General features: G+C 72.3%; 21 protein-coding genes and 1 tRNA gene. 3 read left to right on the top strand and 19 right to left on the bottom strand.

Annotated elements, in window-relative coordinates:
- Positions 1-42: 42 nt before the first annotated feature.
- The 8 genes from BN4251_RS11405 to BN4251_RS11440 form a co-directional block, all read right to left on the bottom strand.
- Complete coding sequence (locus BN4251_RS11405) at positions 43-426, bottom strand: FKBP-type peptidyl-prolyl cis-trans isomerase (RefSeq protein ID WP_087485221.1); 384 nt, start codon at positions 424-426, stop codon at positions 43-45.
- 42 nt (positions 427-468) lie between these two features.
- On the bottom strand, positions 469-1,404 hold the full coding sequence (locus BN4251_RS11410; RefSeq protein WP_170931945.1) for an FKBP-type peptidyl-prolyl cis-trans isomerase: 936 nt from the start codon (positions 1,402-1,404) through the stop codon (positions 469-471).
- 88 nt (positions 1,405-1,492) lie between these two features.
- Positions 1,493-2,905 carry a Pup--protein ligase gene (pafA, locus tag BN4251_RS11415; protein ID WP_087485222.1) on the bottom strand — a complete coding sequence of 471 codons (1,413 nt, stop codon included), beginning with the start codon at positions 2,903-2,905 and terminating at the stop codon, positions 1,493-1,495.
- Positions 2,906-2,909: 4 nt separating this feature from the next.
- Positions 2,910-3,101 carry a ubiquitin-like protein Pup gene (locus BN4251_RS11420; RefSeq protein WP_087485223.1) on the bottom strand — a complete coding sequence of 64 codons (192 nt, stop codon included), beginning with the start codon at positions 3,099-3,101 and terminating at the stop codon, positions 2,910-2,912.
- 12 nt (positions 3,102-3,113) lie between these two features.
- Complete coding sequence (dop, locus tag BN4251_RS11425; protein ID WP_087485224.1) at positions 3,114-4,814, bottom strand: depupylase/deamidase Dop; 1,701 nt, start codon at positions 4,812-4,814, stop codon at positions 3,114-3,116.
- Positions 4,811-6,418, bottom strand: coding sequence for a proteasome ATPase (gene arc / locus BN4251_RS11430; RefSeq protein ID WP_087485225.1), 1,608 nt, complete (start codon positions 6,416-6,418; stop codon positions 4,811-4,813). Before arc ends, dop begins: the two co-directional genes overlap by 4 nt.
- Positions 6,419-6,445: 27 nt before the next feature.
- Positions 6,446-7,513, bottom strand: a complete 1,068-nt coding sequence (locus BN4251_RS11435) for a tRNA (adenine-N1)-methyltransferase (RefSeq protein WP_245810318.1) — start codon at positions 7,511-7,513, stop codon at positions 6,446-6,448.
- A gap of 95 nt (positions 7,514-7,608) precedes the next feature.
- Complete coding sequence (locus BN4251_RS11440) at positions 7,609-8,724, bottom strand: M50 family metallopeptidase (protein ID WP_245810319.1); 1,116 nt, start codon at positions 8,722-8,724, stop codon at positions 7,609-7,611.
- A gap of 129 nt (positions 8,725-8,853) precedes the next feature.
- Between BN4251_RS11440 and BN4251_RS11445 the strand changes: the two genes are divergently transcribed.
- Positions 8,854-9,660 (top strand): PAC2 family protein, encoded by an 807-nt coding sequence (locus tag BN4251_RS11445; protein ID WP_087485228.1) that lies wholly within the window; start codon positions 8,854-8,856, stop codon positions 9,658-9,660.
- Positions 9,661-9,694: 34 nt separating this feature from the next.
- Here BN4251_RS11445 and mshC read toward each other — a convergent pair whose 3' ends face one another.
- The 3 genes from mshC to BN4251_RS11460 form a co-directional block, all read right to left on the bottom strand.
- The gene (gene mshC, locus BN4251_RS11450) at positions 9,695-10,939 is read right to left on the bottom strand and encodes a cysteine--1-D-myo-inosityl 2-amino-2-deoxy-alpha-D-glucopyranoside ligase (RefSeq protein ID WP_087485229.1); all 1,245 of its coding nucleotides are present in this window, start codon (positions 10,937-10,939) and stop codon (positions 9,695-9,697) included.
- A 34-nt stretch (positions 10,940-10,973) separates the two neighbouring features.
- On the bottom strand, positions 10,974-11,846 hold the full coding sequence (locus BN4251_RS11455) for an undecaprenyl-diphosphate phosphatase (RefSeq protein WP_087485230.1): 873 nt from the start codon (positions 11,844-11,846) through the stop codon (positions 10,974-10,976).
- A 164-nt stretch (positions 11,847-12,010) separates the two neighbouring features.
- Positions 12,011-12,334 (bottom strand): DNA primase, encoded by a 324-nt coding sequence (locus BN4251_RS11460; RefSeq protein ID WP_087485231.1) that lies wholly within the window; start codon positions 12,332-12,334, stop codon positions 12,011-12,013.
- 132 nt (positions 12,335-12,466) lie between these two features.
- Between BN4251_RS11460 and BN4251_RS11465 the strand changes: the two genes are divergently transcribed.
- Both BN4251_RS11465 and BN4251_RS11470 read left to right on the top strand, forming a co-directional pair.
- Positions 12,467-12,745 (top strand): DUF5703 family protein, encoded by a 279-nt coding sequence (locus tag BN4251_RS11465; protein WP_087485232.1) that lies wholly within the window; start codon positions 12,467-12,469, stop codon positions 12,743-12,745.
- An 82-nt stretch (positions 12,746-12,827) separates the two neighbouring features.
- The gene (locus BN4251_RS11470; RefSeq protein ID WP_087485233.1) at positions 12,828-13,331 is read left to right on the top strand and encodes a hypothetical protein; all 504 of its coding nucleotides are present in this window, start codon (positions 12,828-12,830) and stop codon (positions 13,329-13,331) included.
- Positions 13,332-13,359: 28 nt separating this feature from the next.
- On the opposite strand, the gene BN4251_RS11475 is transcribed toward BN4251_RS11470, so the two are convergent.
- The 8 genes from BN4251_RS11475 to BN4251_RS11505 all read right to left on the bottom strand — a co-directional run bounded on the left by BN4251_RS11475 (position 13,360) and on the right by BN4251_RS11505 (position 18,800).
- Positions 13,360-14,238, bottom strand: a complete 879-nt coding sequence (locus BN4251_RS11475) for an RNA methyltransferase (protein WP_087485234.1) — start codon at positions 14,236-14,238, stop codon at positions 13,360-13,362.
- The gene (locus BN4251_RS11480) at positions 14,235-14,702 is read right to left on the bottom strand and encodes a tRNA (cytidine(34)-2'-O)-methyltransferase (RefSeq protein ID WP_087485235.1); all 468 of its coding nucleotides are present in this window, start codon (positions 14,700-14,702) and stop codon (positions 14,235-14,237) included. Before BN4251_RS11480 ends, BN4251_RS11475 begins: the two co-directional genes overlap by 4 nt.
- 25 nt (positions 14,703-14,727) lie before the next feature.
- Positions 14,728-15,525: a CehA/McbA family metallohydrolase gene (locus BN4251_RS11485; protein WP_212647635.1), complete on the bottom strand. Its 798-nt coding sequence runs from the start codon at positions 15,523-15,525 to the stop codon at positions 14,728-14,730.
- Positions 15,458-15,892: a hypothetical protein gene (locus BN4251_RS18485; RefSeq protein WP_212647613.1), complete on the bottom strand. Its 435-nt coding sequence runs from the start codon at positions 15,890-15,892 to the stop codon at positions 15,458-15,460. The genes BN4251_RS11485 and BN4251_RS18485 overlap by 68 nt, the downstream gene beginning before the upstream one ends.
- Positions 15,889-16,707, bottom strand: coding sequence for a ChbG/HpnK family deacetylase (locus tag BN4251_RS11490; protein WP_087485236.1), 819 nt, complete (start codon positions 16,705-16,707; stop codon positions 15,889-15,891). The genes BN4251_RS18485 and BN4251_RS11490 overlap by 4 nt, the downstream gene beginning before the upstream one ends.
- Complete coding sequence (locus tag BN4251_RS11495; RefSeq protein ID WP_245810320.1) at positions 16,704-18,077, bottom strand: MFS transporter; 1,374 nt, start codon at positions 18,075-18,077, stop codon at positions 16,704-16,706. The genes BN4251_RS11490 and BN4251_RS11495 overlap by 4 nt, the downstream gene beginning before the upstream one ends.
- A 118-nt stretch (positions 18,078-18,195) precedes the next feature.
- Positions 18,196-18,281, bottom strand: a tRNA-Leu gene (locus tag BN4251_RS11500).
- Positions 18,282-18,374: 93 nt separating this feature from the next.
- Positions 18,375-18,800, bottom strand: a complete 426-nt coding sequence (locus BN4251_RS11505; protein ID WP_087485238.1) for a hypothetical protein — start codon at positions 18,798-18,800, stop codon at positions 18,375-18,377.
- Positions 18,801-18,825: the final 25 nt, after the last annotated feature.

Here is an 18,825-nt window from a genome sequence, read left to right on the forward strand (position 1 = left end):
CCCCTCCTGCGTGCTCCCCCGCCGCTCCCTCGGCGGTGCTGCTCAGCGCTTGTGCACCGCCACCAAGTCGCAGACGAAGATGAGGGACTCGCCCGGTGCGATGACGGGCGGGGCGCCGTGGTCGCCGTAGCCCAGGTGCGCGGGGATGTCGAGGCGGCGCCGGCCGCCCACCTTCATGCCCTGGACGCCCTGGTCCCAGCCGGAGATGACCTGGCCCACGCCGAGCTGGAAGCGCAGCGGCTCGCCGCGGTCCCAGGAGGCGTCGAACTGCTCGCCGGTGGAGTGGGAGACGCCCACGTAGTGCACGTCGACCACGTCGCCGCGGCCTGCCTCCTCGCCGTCGCCGACGATCTCGTCGGTGCTGAGCAGCTCGGTGGGCGCAGGGCCCTCGGGGAAGTCGACCTCGGGCTTGGTGCGATCGGTCATGCGGTCCTCCTGTGGTGGTGGGTGGTCAGCGGACGGAGAGGGTCACTCGTGGGTGTGGGCGGCGTCGAGGATGTCGATCACGAAGATCAGGGTCTCCCCGGCGAGCTCGCCCTGGTCACGGTAGGCCTCCTCGGGCGGGATCACCAGCATCACCTGGGAGCCGACGGGGAGGTCCAGCAGGTTCTCGTCCCAGCCCTTGATGACGCCGCCGGAGCCCTGGGTGAAGGAGAAGGGGGCGCCGCGCTCCCAGGAGGAGTCGAACTGCTCGCCGTCGGACCACTTCCAGCCGGTGTAGTGCATCGTGAGGTAGTCGCCGGCGCGGGTGTCGTCGCCGGTGCCCACGATCAGCTCCTCGCGGGTGGTGCTCGTGGGCGGCTCGCCCTCGGGAGCGGCATCGAGCGCGGGCGCGCCGTTCTCGGCGAGGGTCACCGAGGGGAAGGTGCCCGAGGGGTCACCGGGCTCGCCCTCGGCGCGGGTCGCGGTGATCACCCGATCCACATCCGCGACCTGCAGCAACGAGCGGGCCTGGCCGGTGCTGTCCTGCTGCCAGCCGGCCATCACGAAGCGCGAGCCCACCGGTACGGTGGTGAGGAAGGAGAAGGCGACCTCCCCGACGCCCTCGGGCGTGACCTGGACGCCGCTCGCAGGCGCACCCTGCCACCAGGACTGCAGCACCTCGCCGGAGCTGGCGTCGACGTAGAGGCTGCGCCAGATGACGGTGTCGCCCTCGGCGACCAGGTCGCCGTCACCGGGGGTGACGATCTTCGCCTGGGCGGCGGAGATCTCGAGCGGGGCCTCGAACTCGACGGTGGGCTCCTCACCCAGGTCCTCGCTGACGGTGACGCCGGCGAGGACGTCGGCGCCGCTGTCGGACGCGCCGTTCCCCCCGGTCTCGCCGCCGCCGTCGGTGCAGGCGGCGAGGCCGATGGCGGCGGTCGCGGCGAGGGCGGTGGTGAGCATCGTTCGGCGGCGGATCACGTCAGGACCTTTCGGATCGGTGGCCCCGTGAGCCGGGGCAGGCACCAGGGTACGGGCAGAGGGTCGGCAGAAGTCTGAGGGCGGGCGCTCAGGCGAAGGGAGCGGGCTCTGCGCCCGGGCCGGTGCCCTGGGCGCGGATCTGGGAGAGAAGCTCCTCGACCTCGGGCAGCTCGGTGGCGAAGGGGTCCAGCACCTGCACCGGGCGGGAGCCGGGGCGGGTCAGGCGCAGCGTGGTCCAGTCCACGACGTGATCGACCCCATGCTCCTGCGCGGTGATGACCACCTGGCCGCGCAGGTGTGCGCGGGTGGTGCGCGGCGCGGTGGTGCGGGCCCGCTCGATCTGCTCCTCGGGCAGGGTCGCAGGGGCCAGGCCCCGGCGCTGCAGGGCGTAGAACACGCCGTGGTCGGGGTCGATGTCGTGATAGGCGAGGTCCAGGCGCTCGATCGCGGGATCCTCGAGGCCGATCCGTCGGCGCTCGGTGACCTGGGTGAAGAGGCGTTCCTTGATCGCCCAGTCCAGGTGCGTGGCGGCCCAGGAGCGGTCGCCTGTGCGGACCGCGTCGATGCCCTTCTGCCAGGTCTCCAGCACGTCCTGCTCCTCCTCGTCGGCGAGCGGGGTGACGTGGTCCAGCCAGCGCTGCTGCACCTCGAGGGCGGTGGTGGTGCCGCCGTTCGCGGTGGGGATCGGGGCCGCGCCGGTGAGGTCCCGGGCCACGGCGCGGATCGCCGCGATGTCGTCGTGGAGGGTGAGCTCGGGCAGGGCCCGCCCGCCCTCGATCGCGCGCAGCACCAGGTCGGTGGTCGCGAAGCGGAGGTGGGTGGAGACCTCGCTCATGGTGGAGTCGCCCACGATCACGTGCAGGCGGCGATAGCGGCTGGGATCGCCGTGCGGCTCGTCGCGGGTGTTGATGATCGGGCGGGTGCGGGTGGTGGCCGAGGAGAGCGCTTCCCACATGTGGTCGCTGCGGCGGGAGAAGACGAACTGGCCCGGCCCGTCGGCGGCGCCGTCCTCGCCCTGGGGGCGCACCACTCCCCCGGCGCCGGTGATGATCTGGCGGGTGACCAGGAAAGGCAGCAGGTAGCGCGGCAGGCGGGTGAACTCCCCGCGCCGGTCCACCAGGAAGTTCTCATGCGAGCCGAAGGCGTTGCCGGCGGAGTCGACGTTGTTCTTGAGCAGGTGGATGCGGGCGTCCTGCCCGTCCTCGGCCAGGCGCTGGTTCGCCTGGGCGGTGAGATCGGCGAAGATCCGCTCGCCCGCCCTGTCCTGGGCCACCAGCTCCCACCAGTCGTCGCACTCGGCGGTCGCGTACTCGGGGTGGGAGCCGACGTCGAGGTAGAGCCGTGCGGCGTTGCGCAGGAACACGTTCGAGGAGCGTCCCATCGCCACCACCGGGCGGAAAAGCTCCCGCGCGGCGGCCTCGGGCTCGAGCGCGCGCGAGCCGTCGGCCCGCACGCACACCAGGCCGAACTCGGTCTCCAGTCCTCCGACCCGTCGCTTCATCGGGTCACTGGCCGCCCTTCTGCACGAAGGAGCGCACGAAGGTCTCGGCGTTGGACTCGAGCACCGAGTCGATCTCGTCGAGCAGGTCGTCCGCGGCCTGCGCCGAGGCGAAGGTCTGGCCGCCGGTGAGCTGCTCGGCGTCGTCTCGGGACTCGTCGGGGCCGCCGCCGGGGGCGTTCAGGGACTGCTGGGACATGGGTCCTCCTTCTCAGTCGGTGACGGCTCGGCGCAGTGCGTCGAGGATCGTCGTGGGGTCGTCGCTCGGATCGATGCCGTGCAGGGCGCACCAGTCGGCCGAGCCCAGGCGCGGATCCGCCAGGCGCAGGCGATGCCCGCCCGCGGGGCCTGCGAGGGTGATCGCGTCCCATCCGGCGGAGGGCACCAGCTCGCGGTGCGCGGCGATGAGTCCCCCGCGCAGATGGGCGCGGGTGCTGGTGGGGGCGGTGCGCACCGCTGCGTCCACCTCGTCCTGGCCCACCAGGGTGGGGGCCGCCCCGGCGCGGCGCAGCTTCTCGAACAGGCCCCGGCCGGGGCGCAGGTCCGAGTACTGCAGGTCGATCATGTGCATGCGCGGATCGCTCCACTCGAGCTCGTGCCGGGCGCGATAGCGCTCGAGCAGCTGAAGCTTGGCGACCCATTCCACACGGGTCGCGGCGAGCATCGGATCCTGCTCGAGCAGGTCGAGGATCTCTCCCCAGGAGGCGAGCACCTGGGCGGTCTCCTCGTCCGCGCCGTCGGCGACGGCGGCGAGGGCCTCGAGGTGGGCGCGCTGGATCTGCACGGCGGTGAGCTCGCGGCCGTCGGCGAGCGGCACCGTGGTGCGCAGGCTCGGATCGTGGCTGATCGCGCGCACGGCCGCGACCGGATCGGCCAGGCGCAGATCGGGCAGGATCGCGGTGCCCGTACGGTGCTCGGCCTCGAGCGCTGCGAGCACCAGCGAGGTGGTGCCGAGCTTGAGGAAGGTGGACTCCTCGAGCAGGTTCGCGTCCCCGATGATCACGTGCAGGCGCCGGAAGCGGGTGGGATCGGAGTGGGGCTCGTCGCGGGTGTTGACGATGGGCCGGTTCAAGGTGGTCTCGAGCCCCACCTCGGCCTCCATGAAGTCGGCCCGCGAGGAGAGCTGGTAGCCCGGGGCCTCTGCGCGGGTGCCCAGGCCCACGCGGCCGGAGCCCACGAGCACCTGGCGGGTGGCCAGGAAGGGCAGCATCGCGCTCACCACGCGCTCGAAGGGCACGGCCCGGTCCACGAGGTAGTTCTCGTGGGTGCCGTAGGAGGCGCCCTTGCCGTCGGTGTTGTTCTTGTACAGCGCCACCTCGGGGATCCCGTCGGCCGCGGCGAGGATCTCCATCGCGCGGCGGGCGATCTCCTCGCCCGCCCGGTCGACCACCACGGCCTCGCGGGCGCGCAGCACCTCGGGGGCCGAGTACTCGGGGTGGGCGTGATCGACGTACCAGCGGGCGCCGTTGCGCAGCACCGCATTGCCGATCGAGCGCTGGGTGGCCCAGGCGAGGATCTCGGCGTCGTCCCCGTCGGGCGCGACCTCGGGCCCCGCCAGGGGGATGTCCCGTTCGACGCTCGGGACGTGGGCGTCGCGCACCTCATCGGTCAGCTGCGAGGGGTGCGCGGCGGCGCGCTGCAGCTCGAAGCCGCGGGCGTCGCGCAGCGGGGTCTCATCGCCGTAGTCCCAGCGCACCCGCACCCCGCGCTCGCCCTCGTGCGGATCGAGCAGGGCGTACGCCCCGACCACGAGGTGGGAGAGCAGGATCGAGCTGCCGGCACCCGAGCGGGCGCGATCCTCGAGATCGGCGTGCACCACCCCGAACTCGGTCTCGATGCCCATCACCCGCTCGGTGGTCAGCGCGGCCCCGGGATGCTGGGCGGGCGCCTGCTGCGCGGGGGTCTCGCTCATGAGCCGGCCTCCTGCTCCGCGGCCGCGGGAGCCTCGGGGATCTCCGCGCTCTCGGGGCGCTGCACGCGGCCCTGCAGCGGGACCACGGCGTCGACGCGGCGGCGGCCGCTGCCCGGCAGGCCCGAGGTGCGGGCCCAGTCCTCGGGGTGGGAGGCGGAGGGCATGTCCTCGTTCTCGACGAACTCCGCGGTGATCGCATCGCGCAGATGCTGGGAGCCGACGCCGACCACCCCTGTGGCCAGCTGGTCCTTCACGGCGAGCTTCTTGGCGCGGTCCACGATGTTGCGCAGTGTCGCGCCGGAGACGAAGTCGCGGAAGTGGAGGGTGTCGTGGCCTCCATCGGAATACTCCACGCGCACGAAGGCCGAGGCGGGGCTGTCGTCGTAGATCTCGGCGATCGCGAGGTCGAGCAGCTGCTCGCGGTCCTCGCGCACCGGCACCGTCTCGTCGAGGTAGAGCGCGAGGATCTCGCGGCCGGCGCGGGAGTTGGGGCGGCGCACCCGGATCTTCACGTCCAGGCGGCCGGGCCGCAGGATCGCCGGATCGATCATGTCCTCACGGTTGGAGGCGCCGATGACGATCACGTTGTCCAGCCCCTCGACGCCGTCGATCTCGGCCAGCAGCTGCGGCACGATCGTGGTCTCGACGTCGGAGGACAGGCCCGTGCCGCGGGTGCGGAACAGCGCCTCCATCTCGTCGAAGAAGATCACCACCGGGTGATCGGCGGCGGCCTTCTCGCGGGCGCGCTCGAACACCAGACGGATCGAGCGCTCGGTCTCGCCGACGTACTTGTTCAGCAGCTCCGGACCCTTGACGTTGAGGAAGGCGGAGTTCTCGAGCGCCTCGGAGACGCTGACCCCGCGCACCTCGGCGCTGCGCAGCACCAGCTCGTGGGCGACGGCCTTGGCGATCATGGTCTTGCCGCAGCCGGGCGGGCCGTAGAGCAGCACGCCCTGCGGGGGCCGCAGCCCGTAGGTGCGGTAGAGGTCCTGCTGCAGGAACGGCAGCTCGACGGCGTCGCGGATCGCCTCGATCTGCTCGCCCAGTCCGCCGATCTGGTCGAAGGAGACCTCGGGGACCTGCTCGAGCACCAGGTCGGTGATCTCGGCGCGGTCGATGCGCTCGAGCACCAGCTGCGACTTGAGATCGATCAGCACGTGGTCGCCGGGGTGGAGCTGCTCCTCGGTGAGCCGGCCGGCGCGGCGCAGGGCGCGGATGTCATCGGGCGCGACGGCGACCAGCACGCGCGAGTCGGCGAGGTCCTCGACCACGGGGACCACGTTGCCGGCGTCGCTCGGTGCGACCGCCTCGACGGCGGCGAGGGCCTCGTTCAGCCGCAGCTCGGTGCCCGGGCTCAGCGCCTCCAGGTCGAGGCTCGCCGAGGTCGACACGCGCAGGCGGCGGCCGTGGTGGAGCACGTCGATGGTGGTGCCCTCGCAGCGGCGCAGGAAGGTCGCGTACGAGTTCGGCGGATCGCCCACGCGCTCGAGATCGCTCTTGAGCGCGACGATCTGCTCACGTGCGGAGCGGAGCCCGCTGACCAGTCGTTCGTTGTGGGCCGCGAGCTGCTCGAGCTCGGCGGTCATCTCTGCGTATGTCTTCATCGTCGTCACGTCCCCTTCCGGGCTCGTTCAGCGATCCCGGCCCTGCCGGATGTCGCGCAGCGCCCGCTTGAGCTTGCGCGGCGCCACGCCGCGCTCCCCCAGATCCTTCGAGGTCCACTCGCCGTCGGAGCCCCCGAAGCCCTCGTTGTCGGGGTGGTTCAGCTCCTCCTCGTCGCGGGAGCCGGGCGCGGGGCGGGTGACCCGCTTCAGGGCCTCCTGCCCGTGGGCGGTGCGGCGCGCGGTGAGCAGGAAGCCGGTGTGGGCGTTCATGCGGTGCTCGGGGCGGACCGCGAGACCCTCCAGGTGCCAGGGCCGCACGAAGGACTCCCAGGCGTAGGGCTCGGTGAACTCGCCGTGGTCGCGCAGCGCCTCCGCGGTGCGGGAGAGCTGCGTGACGGTGGCGACGTAGGCGAGGAACACGCCGCCGGAGACCAGCACCTCGGCGGCCGCGTCCACGCACTCCCAGGGGGCGAGCATGTCCAGCACCACGCGGTCCACCGCGGGCTCGCCGGGCGAGAGGGTCGGGGCGACCTCCTGGAAGTCGCCGACGGTTAGCTGCCAGGCGGGGTGGGGCTCACCGAAGAAGGTCTCGACGTTCTCGCGGGCGACCTCGGCGAAGTCCTCGCGCCGCTCGATCGAGTGCACCCGTCCCTCGGGGCCGACGGCGCGCAGCAGCGCGGTGGTCAGCCCTCCCGAGCCGACGCCGGCCTCGAGCACGCGCGCACCGGGGAAGATGTCCCCCCACATGAGGATCTGGGCGGAGTCCTTGGGGTAGATGATCGCGGCGCCGCGGGGCATCGAGAGCATGTAGTCGGCATAGAGCGGACGCAGCGCCTGATAGCGGGTGCCGCGGCTGTCCTCGACCACGACGCCGTCCTCGGCGCCGATCAGCTGGTCGTGGCGGAGCACCCCGCGGTGGGTGTGGAACTCGCCGCCGGGCTTCAGGGTGATGGTGTGCAGCCGGTTCTTGGAATCGGCGAGCTGCACTTTGTCCCCGAGGGCGAAGGGGCCGGTGCGGTCCAGACCGCGCTTGGGCGCCCGGGGGGCGGGCTCCTGCGCCCCGGGGTGGGCGGCGGGCTGCGGCTGTTCAGTCATGGGTTCCAGCATATGGCGTGCGGTGGGCGGCGGGCTGCGGCTGTTCAGTCATGGGTTCCAGCATATGGCGTGCGCGCAGGTCCGGACCGTGATGTTCACCGCCGGCGCAGGAGCGCATTGACATCGGCGCTCATGATCACGCCGCGCACGGTGCCGTCCTCCTCGAGCACGAGATAGCCGGGCGCAGGGCTGGTGAGCATCGCCTCGATCAGCGCGTCCCCCTGCAGCGTCACGGGCAGCGCGCCGATCTCCCCCACCAAGCCGGCGACGGCCCGGACGGGGGTCGAGGCGCGGTGCTCGGGCGGGACGGTGCCCGCGGCCGACCGATCGACCCGGTAGCCGCGGCCCGGGCGATGCGGCGCGGAGGGATCGCGCTCGAGGATCAGCACCGTCTCAAGCGCGGCCTCGTCCCCGAGCGCGGACAGCGGTGTCGTGGGCGCGACGAGCCGCATCGGCACCGCGAGCGCGCCCGCGTCCAGGGTGCGGATGCGCTCCTGGAGAGCGGCGCCGCTGAGCGCCTGGGTGGCGCCCTGCCAGAGCATCCCCGCGATCAGCACCGCCCACACCAGGGTCAGCAGCGAGAGGGAGCCCGCGCCGCCGGAGCGCATGATCTGCAGCAGCGGATAGGCCACCACGGCGACGGCGATCGCCCGTCCCGCCCAGGCGGTGATGCGCGTGGCGAGCACGGGCCGGCGCAGCACGGCGGACAGCAGCGACTCGAGCGCCCGGCCGCCGTCCATCGGCAGCCCGGGCAGCATGTTGAACAGCGCCAGGGCCAGGTTCAGCCAGGCGCTGACCGAGCAGAAGACGGCGAGGGACGAGCCGGGCTCGAACAGCGGCTCGGCCGCGGCGGCGAGGGCGGCCAGCGCCGCGTTGGACAGCGGCCCGGACACCGAGACCAGCACCGAGGCGAGCGCGGGCATCTCCCGCGCCCGGTACTGGGTGTGCCCGCCCCACAGGGTCAGGGCGATGTGGTCCACGCGGGCTCCGAAGGCGTGCGCGGTCACCGCGTGCGCGATCTCGTGCACCAGCACCGAGACGATCATGAACACGCCGAGCCCGACGGCCAGAAGCACCACCGTGCCCTGCTCCGCACCGCCGCGGGAGAGCGCGGGATACATCAGCACCGCCAGCAGCAGCACGGTCAGGAGGGTGCCCGGGCTGACGCGGATCGGAGGCAGCGCGCCGAGGCGCAGGGTGGGGCCGCTCATCATCCGTCTCCTCCGTGACCGGGCGAGGGTGCCCAGGACAGGCCGAGGATATCGGCTGCTCCTGCGCACCGGCCGAGCGCCCGTCGGCCCCACGCGACCACGCATGTGCCGGAGTCCTATGATGGAGTGATGAGTCGAATCGCCATCACGGCTTTCAGCGGATGGAACGATGCCGGCGAGGCCGCCACCGGGGTGATCGCGCATCTGCTCGAGGTGTGGCCCTCGCGTCCGGTCGGCGCGGTGGACGCCGAGGAGTTCATCGACTTCCAGGTCAACCGTCCCGAGATCCGCACCGACGAGAGCGGGCAGCGGGTCATCGACTGGCCGGATACGCAGCTGCACCTGATCACCCCGCCCGAGGGCCCGGAGATCGTGGCCGTCATCGGCCCCGAGCCCTCGCTGCACTGGAAGCGCTTCTGCGACGAGGTGCTCGAGCAGCTCCAGCTGCTGGGGGTGACCTCCGTGATCTCTCTCGGGGCGCTGCTGGCGGACTCCCCGCACAGCCGCCCCCTGCCGGTCAGCGCGCAGCGGGAGTCCGTGCCGGTCAAGGAGCCCGGGCAGGAGCAGTACTCCGGCCCGATCGGGGTGCCCACCATCCTCGCGCGCCGCACCGAGAGCGCGGGCCTTCCCACCACGAGCCTCTGGGTGCAGGTGCCGCACTACGTCTCGCAGAACTCCTCCCCCAAGGCCGTGCTCGGCCTGATGCGGGAGGTGCAGGACTCGCTGCGTGCCCCCATCCCCCTCGACGAGCTGATCGAGGATGCGGAGGCGTGGGAGCGAGGTGTGGACGAGCTCGCCCGCACCGACGAGGACGTCGCAGAGTACGTGCGTCGGCTCGAGCAGGCGCAGGACGCGGCAGGGCTTCCCGAGGCCAGCGGCGACGCGATCGCCAAGGAGTTCGAGCAGTTCCTGCGTCGGCGCCGCGAACGGGACTGACCCGGCCCGCCGGGCGCTCAGTGTCCGTGCGCGCTCAGGCGAGCGTGATGCCGAACAGCGCGTCCACCGCCGCCGGCACGTCGCCGGGAGCGTCCTCGGGGGCGTCCTGCGGTGCGGGACGCTGCGCGGCCCAGGCATCGAGGGCCTCGAGCGCGGTGGCGGTGTCGAGGTCGTCGCGCAGCGCGGTGCGCAGAGCGTGAACGGTGCCCGGGTGGTGGCCGCCGCGCTGGGCGGCGCGGCGGTAGCTCTCGAGGCGCTCGAGGGCGAGCTCGAGCTCCTGCGCCGACCACTCCCAGTCCGAGCGGTAATGGTGGGCCATCAGCACCAGGCGGATCGCCATCGGGTCCACGCCGTCGCGCACCAGGCGGTGGACGAACACCAGGTTGCCCAGGGACTTGCTCATCTTCTCGCCCTCATGGGCGACCATGCCGCTGTGGACGTAGCTGGTGGCGAAAGGGCGCCCGAGGGCGACCGAGTGGGCGGCGCTGAGATCGTGGTGCGGGAAGACGAGATCGCTGCCCCCGGCCTGGATGTCGAAGGGCAGGCCGAGCGCGTCCTCGGCGATGCACACGCATTCGACGTGCCAGCCGGGCCGACCGCGGCCCAGCGCGCCGGCCTCCCAGGCGGGCTCCCCTGCGCGCTCGGCGCGCCACAGCAGCGGATCGAAGCGGCCGCGCTTGCCCTCGCGGTCCGGATCGCCTCCGCGCTCGGCGAACACCTCGAGCATCTGCTCCTCGCTCCATCCGGAGACGTCGCCGAGGACGCCGTCGACGGAGAGATCGAGGTACCAGTCCGGTCCCTCGGCATCGGGGGCCTCGACCGGATAGGCGCGGCCGCGCTCATGCAGGGTCTGCACCACCGCGATGATCGAGTCCATCGCCTCGCTCACGGAGCGGTAGGTCTCGGGGGCGAGGATCCGCAGCTGCTCCATGTCCGAGGTGAACAGCTCGACCTGCGAGGCGGCGAGCTCCCGCCAGTCCACGCCGTCCCGGTCGGCGCGCTCGAGCAGCGGGTCGTCCACATCGGTGATGTTCTGCGCCATCTCGACCTCGAGGCCGGTGTCCTGCAGCGCACGGCGCATCAGGTCCGCGGCGTGGTAGGTCGCGGCGTGGCCGAGGTGGGTGGAGTCGTAGGGGGTGATCCCGCAGACGTACAGCCGGGCCGTCCCGGGGGTCAGCGGGATGATCGGCGCGATGCGCCCCGTGCGGGTGTCGTGCAGCCGCAGCGGCACGTCGAGAGCGGGCAGGGGGCGGAGCGCGGGCGAGGTCCAGGAGAGCACCCGACGATCATACGATCCGCAGGCAGGACGCGGGTCAGGCCCCTCCCAGGGGATCGACCACTCCGAAGCCCAGCAGGGCCAGCAGCACCACGCCGGCGACGACCCGGTAGATGACGAACATCATGTACGAGCGGGTCTCGATCACGCGCATGAACCAGACGATCACCGCATAGCCGACCACGAAGGCGACGGCGGTGGCGACCACGATCGCCAGCAGCGAGGGCTCCCCGGCGGCGGCCGCGGCGGCGCGCCCGTCGGCGGTCAGCAGCGCCGGCACCTCCTGGGCCGCCTTGTAGAGGCCGGAGGCGAACACAGCGGGCACCGCGAGCAGGAAGGCGTAGCGGGCGGCGGCCTGGCGGGTGTAGCCCATCAGCAGGCCCGCGGTGATCGTGCCGCCGGAGCGGGAGACGCCCGGGATCAGTGCGAGCGCCTGGGCGAGGCCGAACAGGATGCCATCGCGGACGGTGAGCTCCTTGAGCTCCTTGCGCTGCGGGGCGATGCGATCCGCGACACCCAGGAGCAGGCCGAAGACGATCAGCATGATCGCGGTGATGTAGAGGTTGCGCAGCGTGTGATCGATCTGATCCTCGAACAGCAGGCCCAGCACGCCGATCGGGATCGAACCGATGATCACCAGCCAGCCCATCCGCACGTCCGGGTCGGAGTGCGGGATCTTCCCCGCGAGCGCCTTGAACCACCTGCCGATGATCCGGGTGATGTCCTTCCAGAAGTAGATCAGCACGGCGGCCTCGGTGCCGAGCTGGATGATCGCGGTGAACGCTGCGCCCGGCTCCTGGCCGGGGTTCAGGAGCTCGCCGGCCACGCGCACGTGCGCGCTCGAGGAGATCGGGAGGAACTCGGTGAGGGCCTGGACGAGTCCCAGGATCATCGCCTCGATGAACGACATCTGCACTCCTCAATGGGCTGGGGCGGGGGTGTCCGCGCCGGGCGGGCGGGCCGCGGACCCCGAACAGAGTACGCGGCGCCGGGCACCGGGCCCGGCGCCGCGCGGCGCAGATGTCGTGAAGACGACGTGGATGTTCCGCTGGTGAGCGGGGAAGGGCTCAGCGCTCAGCGCGCGGAGTGCTCCTCGTCGTCGTCATCCTCGTAGTCGTCGTCATCGTCGTCCTCGAAGTCGTCGAGGTCATCGAAGTCATCGAAGTCATCGTCATCGTCGTCATCCTCATCGTCGTCGTCGTCGAAGACGATCAGCGGCGTGGCGACGTCGTAGGCGTCGAAGAGGGCATCGTCGTAGGCATCGAACGCCGAGGCGAGCCGCTCGGTGGCGGACTCCAGGGCGGGATCGTCGTCACCCCGCGAGGCGGCGGCCGCCTCGTAGTGACGTTCGAAGGCGGCGATCAGCGCAGCGAGAGCGGAGCGAGGATCCGTGTTCATGGTTGGACCGTACCCCGTCCGACGGCAGAATGGACAGAGGAATCGTGCCCCTCCAGGTCACGAATCCGCCGCAGTCCCGGCAGCGGCCCGCACCGCCGCCGATGCAGGTCACCGAGCACAGGAGGAAATCCGTTGATCCGACCTCGCACCACCCTCGTCGCCGGGGTCCAGCACGTGAGCGATCCTCGTGGCTGGCAGGACCTTCCCGTCGAGCGGGGACGCCGGGCGGCGGACTACGAGTACCAGATCTTCACGGTGCCGCGCGGCACCTCGATCGGGCAGGTGCGCGCCGAGCTGGCCGAGCAGGCCGAGTACGGCAGGTGGGAGCACGCGCGCACCCGCCTCTACCTCGGCGGCGGGAAGAAGGTGTGGATGCGCCGACGGATCATCCGCGTGGAGTCCACCCTCTGAGCTCGCCCCGCGCCTGGCGGCGCGTGTCCACAATCGACGCCGCGCGGGCGCCCCTCACGCCCGGATCTGGTGCAATGGCCGCATGCCCGAGATCTCTCCGCTCCTGATCGCCGTGCTGCTGGTGGTGTACCTGCCGCCGGCGCTGGTGCTGGCGTGGGTCGACGGCCGCGAGCACCGGCTGCCGAACCGCTGGGTGGCGGCACTCACCGCTGCGGTGGGCGCCTCGCTGCTGCTGTGCGCCCTGCTGGTGCCCGCGCTGCGGGAGGATCTGCGCACGGCCGCGGTGCTGGCCCTGGTGGCGGGCGCCGCGGCGATCCTGGTGAGCCTGCTCGCGCCGCCGCTGCTGGGGATGGGCGATGCGAAGACCCTGCCGGTGGTGGTGCTGATCTCCGCGGCGCTCGGCGGGGAGGTGCTGATCGCCGGTCTGCTGGGCATCGCTCTGGTGGGCGGTGCGGTGGGCACAGCGGTGATCCTGGTGACCCGCCGCGCAGGGGTGCGCTTCGCGCTCGGCCCGGTGCTGCTGGCCTGCCCGTTCCTGGGGCTGCTGGGCGCGCCGGTGGTGAGCTCCGCGCTCGGCGCCGGGTGAGCGCGCGGCGCGGTTCCCTCGCAGCGGCTCAGCCTGAGACCGCTCCGGTGGAGCGCTGACGTCGGGCCTCGTAGAGAGCGATCGATCCGGCGACCGAGGCGTTCAGCGAGGAGGCGCTGCCGCTCATCGGGATCTCCGCGATCACGTCGCAGGCCTCCCGCCAGCCGGCGCTCATCCCGGTCGTCTCGTTCCCCACCACCAGCAGGGTGGGGCCGGTCAGATCGGTGTGGGCGAGCTGATGGCCGCCCGCCTCATCCAGCCCGACCACGGTCCACGGCTCGCCGAGCGCGCGACGCGAGGCGATCCAGTCCATCACCTCGCGGTGCGAGGGCAGGCGCAGCACCGTGGTGGCGAAGAGCGAGCCGGTGCTCGCGCGGATCGCTGCGGGATCCCAGGCATCGGCGGAGCGGCCGGTGATCAGCAGGCCCTCCGCGCCGAGGGCGTCGACCGTGCGGGCGAGGGAACCGATGTTGCCCGGGCCCGAGGGACGGTCGAAGGCGACCAGCACGCTCGAGGCCGACGGACGCAGGCGCGCCATGTCATCGGCGGGCACGGCCGCCAGCGCCAGCAGCTCGGGGGCGCCGTCCTCCCGCTCTCCCAGCTCCGCCATCAGCGCTTCGCTCACCTCGACCACCGGAGCCGGCGGCGCATCAAGCAGGTCCTGCGCCCAGCGGGAGGGCTGGGTCCGGCCGTCCCAGAGCAGCGCGCGGATCTCCACACCGTGGGCGATCGCCTGGGAGATCGGCCGCACCCCCTGGATCAGCATCTCGCCGGTGCGGGTGCGCTTGGTGCGATTGGTCAGCAGCGCCTGCCACTGCTGGAACAGGGCGTTGCGCCGCTCGAGCCGGGCGGGGAGCGCGGAGCCGGCACGGCGGCCGTGCCGCTGCGGAGAGCTCCCGCCGCTCATGCCCCGGCTCCGTCGTAGCCCCGCTGCCGCCAGGCTTCGTACACGGCGATCGAGACCGCGTTGGCGAGGTTCAGAGAGCGCCGCGCGGGCAGCATCGGGATCTTCACCCGTTCGGTGATGCGCGGATGGGCCATGACCTCCTCGGGCAGGCCGGTGGGCTCGGTGCCGAACAGCAGCACGTCCTCACGGTGGTACTCGATGCTCTCGAAGGAGACCTCCGTGTGGGAGGTGAAGGCGAACACGCGCGCCTCAGGCACCGCGGCGAGGGCCTGCTCGATCCCGGGATGGATGCTGACGTCGGCGAGGTCGTGGTAGTCGAGCCCGGCGCGGCGCAGCTTCGCGTCCTCGAGGTCGAAGCCGAGCGGCTCGATCAGGTGCAGGCGTGCGCCGGTGACGGCGGAGAGGCGGATCGCGTTGCCGGTGTTCCCGGCGATCGCGGGCTCGTGGAGGAAGACGTGGACCATGCCGGAGATTCTTCCACGGCGCTGCTCAGGCGGAGATCGCCAGCAGCTCCCCGGTGGCCGATTCCAGCCGGTACGGGCCCTCCCCCATGGCGGGGATCACGACCCGTCGGCCGTGCAGGAGCCGGGCGCGGCCCTCGAGGTCGCGCAGCACCGTGCCGTCGGCCTCGAGCGCTATCAGCTCATCCTCGCGCCGCACCAGCGCCGGTGCGTCCGGGGTGGGCAGGGTGGTCAGGGCGGTGCGACCGGCACGGGCGGCCGCGAGGATCGCCTCGGGGCTGCGATCCTCCGCGGCCACCCAGGTGGTGGGCGTGCCCGGGAGGTAGCCGTGCCGGGGATGGTGGTAGTCGCTGCCGCCCAGCAGCACGGTGCCGCGCGGCCAGCGGGCCAGCAGCGCCCAGGGCGCCGTGGCGGTACGCTCGAGGAACCAGCTCACACGCCACAGCTCGAGGGCGCGCGGCATCACGTCGAGGGGATGCTGCCAGGCGAGGTCCTGTGACAGCGGATGGTTGATGCTCAGCAGTCCGTGCTCGCGCTCGACCTGCTCGTGCCAGGAGTCAGGGCTGTCTCGGAAGTCGATCCAGGGCAGCTCGCCGAGGGCGTTGGCGTGGCCGCGGGCGGTGGTGACCTCCTGTCCTGGCAGCAGCGTGATCCCGTGGCGCGCGCCGACGGGGCGGAGATGGGGCAGATGGGAGACGGTGTTGTGCTCGGTCACGGCGAGGAAGTCCAGGCCGTGGCCGGCGGCGAGGCCCGCGAGCTCATCGAGGGACTGCTCGCCGTCGGAGTGGGTGGAGTGGCTGTGGAAGTCGCCTGCCAGCCAGGTCAGCCCCGGGGCGGCGGGGAGAGACGGCGGGCAGGTGAATCTCGACGCTCACCCCGAAGGGTGCGGCAGGGAGCCGGTGCAGGCCCAGCTGGACGTGCCAGATCCCGGGCTCGAGCTCCCCGGGCAGGTAGCCGGGGGCCGCGGCATCGTGGCGGACCACGAAGCGATCCCGCGCTCCCCCGGACCAGCCGCGCCATCCGGCTGGCCCCTCGAGACCGAGGTCGATGACGGCCGCCTCGCGGTCGTGCCGCAGGCGCACCTCGAGGCTCGGGGCGCCTGGCGGGACCTCCACGGCGACCGGCAGCAGGGGCTGCGCCAGCTGGTCCTCGAGCCCCAGCTCGAACCGGTGCACGATCGGCATCGCGCTCACCACTGCTCCACCAGGTCGAGATCCTCCTCGCGCAGCGCCTGTCGCCACTGCGGATCCTGCAGCAGACGAGCCTCCCAGGTCCTCACCTCGGGGATGCCCGGACCGGGGCCCGACGGGTGCAGGACGAGCTCGCTGGTGCCCTCGGGCAGCTCGCGCAGGCCGGCGATGAGCTCCTCGCGCAGCGCGTCATAGCCGCCGGGGAGAGAGGCTCCGCGCCGATGCGTGAGCACAGCCGCGGGCAGGCGCACCCCGAGCTGGTCGGCGAGCTCGACCGCGGCGCGGTGGCGGGCACGATCCCCCGCCGCGGAGTCGCTCCCCGGGACATCCTGCGACCGACGGGGCAGGCGGAAGGCCAGGCGGTGCTCGGCGCACCAGGCCAGCACCCTCGGCAGCAGCGCCTCGCCGCCGCGCAGCCCGTACAGCACCCCCGAATGGGAGTCCGCCGAGACGGGGCGCAGTCCGGCCTCGTGCATCCAGTGCAGCTGGGCGTCCATCTCCTCCCGGACCTCGTGGACCGCCGCGCGGGACTCGACGAGTGCGGGATCGGCCGGGAGGTGGCCTGCGGCGTCGCGCAGGGTGCTCCCGGTGCTGAGCGGCCGCCAGGGACCGGGGCCCGTATCGCTGCTGAGGGTGAGGTGGAGCTGTGGGGGCAGGCCGCCGCGCCGCAGCGTCTCGGCGGCGTCGCGGGAATGGGGCGTCACAGGGATCAGCGTGGTGCGGGTGATCGCCCCTGCGGCATGCAGCGAGAGGATCGTCGCGGTGCCGGCCGAGTCGCGTCCCAGGTCGTCGGCCGTGATCACCAGTGAGCGGCTCATGTGCGCTCCTGGGCGGTCACGGTCGTGCTCGGCTCCGCTGCCGGTGGGGGCACGCGGATGAACCGGGAGGCGATGGCTCCGATCGCGCACAGGGCCAGCGGGTACAGGCACAGGTAGACGCGGAAGGCCTCCCCCGGCGCCGAGCCGGGGTCATCGCCCGAGTTGTAGCCGAAGAAGATCCCGAGGGAGGCGAGCGCGATGCCGGTGACCGCGCCGTTGAGGCGGCCGAACACCCCGAAGGCGGAGAGGAACAGACCCTCGCGGTGGGCTCCGGTGCGGGCCGCGTCGAGGTCCAGCACCCGCGCGACGACGAGATCATTGCTGGCCATCATCCCGGCCCAGCCCAGCCCCAGGACCACCCCGGCGCCCAGGGCGGCGGGCAGGCACGTGGCGAAGTACAGCAGCGCGAAGGCCCCGCCGAGCACCAGGAAGCCGATCCGCCAGGTGCGCAGCGCACCGATCCTCGAGATCAGGCGCAGCCAGCCGAACAGTCCTGCGGCCGCGACCAGGATGACCACACCCTGCAGGGCGAAGGCGTACGCGACGGGCAGCTCGAGGGTGTAGCGGACGTACAGCTGCACCCCGGAGAGCACGATCGCCAGAGCGATGCCGTAGCAGGCGCTGGTCAGCCCCACCGCCCAGAACAGGGGGCTGCGCAGGATGTGCAGCACCTCGGGCAGCAGGCGGGAGCGGCGCGGCCGGGAGTGCTCGGGGTTCTCCCGCACCCCGAGCACCATCACGGTGATCACGGCGACCGCGAGCACCGCGTAGAGGATCGCGGTGAGGGTGAACCCCTCGGTGGTCTCCTCGGTGCCCAGCAGCGAGGTGGTCAGCACCGGGGTGAGGGCGAGGGAGATGATCATCGCGACCAGCTGGAACGCCTGCCGCAGCACGTTGGCCAGGCCGCGACGGCGCTCGGAGGGGAACAGCTCCGGCAGCAGGGCGCCGTAGTTCGCGTTCAGCATCGAGTCGAACAGCTCGGAGAGGATCGCGAAGAGCGCGAACCAGAGCACGAGGGACATCCCCTCGAGCCCGGAGGGCGGGCTGAACAGCGCGATCATCGACGCGGCGAGCAGCGGGGCGCCCAGCAGCAGCCAGGGGCGCCGACGCCCGAAGCGGGTGCGGGTGCGATCCGAGAGATAGCCCAGCAAAGGATTGTCGATCGCATCGATGACCGCGTAGACCACCATCACCACGGCATAGGCACGCACGTCCATCCCCAGGATGTCCACGTAGAAGAGCACGATCGAGCTCTTGATGAGGTTGATCGGGATGGAAGTGCCGAACATGCCCAGCGCGTACCGCAACGGCGGGGTGCGCTCGAGCGGGGCGGTGGCGGGTGGGGACGGTGCGTCCGGCGTTGCTGCCACGGCGGTTCCTTGCCTCGGAGGTCTCGCTGGCATCGTAGCTGCGCGAACGGCGGCGAGCAGGCCGGATCCAGAATGCGAAGAACCCCGATCCGCTCAGTGGATCGGGGTTCTCATCGCGTGTCCGAGGGGGGACTTGAACCCCCACGCCCTAAAGCGGGCACTAGCACCTCAAGCTAGCGCGTCTACCAATTCCGCCACCCGGACAGGTGATCGCTTGTAGCGACTCGAGAAGAGTAGCACGATGCGGGCGGCACTCTGCACCGGAAACCGGCCCTGCCAGCAGGAACGTGAACACAATCACGCGGGTGCGCCGATCCTGCCCTTTCCCATGACGGCGTGCAGCAGCTCCAGCGCGGTCTCCACTCGCGCGCCCAGCTCGCCGGCGGAGGGTCCCAGCCGTTCGGCCAGATCCTGGAGCGCCGCGGCGCACAGCACGGTCATCGTGGGATCGGGGCTCTCGAGCATGTCCGCGTCCCAGCGGCCCATGGCGGCCAGCAGCTGGGAGAGCTCCTCCGCCGCGGCGTGGCTGTGCACCGAGAGCAGCTCGACGCGGGCGCGGGCGGCGAGGGCGGTGCACTGGCGCAGCACCGGGGTCGAGTCCGCGGCGGGGATCCGCGGGAAGGGCGGTGCTTCCAGGTCGGGGCGGCCGATCAGGGACGGGGCGTCGCCGGCAGTCGTGGTCACCGCGCCGATCTGCTCGTCCATTGCCCGCTCCAGCTCCATGTGCCACGTCCTTGCGCTCGATCCC

It is taken from the genome of Brachybacterium massiliense (assembly GCF_900184245.1).
In the GTDB taxonomy this organism is placed as follows: Bacteria; Actinomycetota; Actinomycetes; order Actinomycetales; family Dermabacteraceae; genus Brachybacterium; species Brachybacterium massiliense.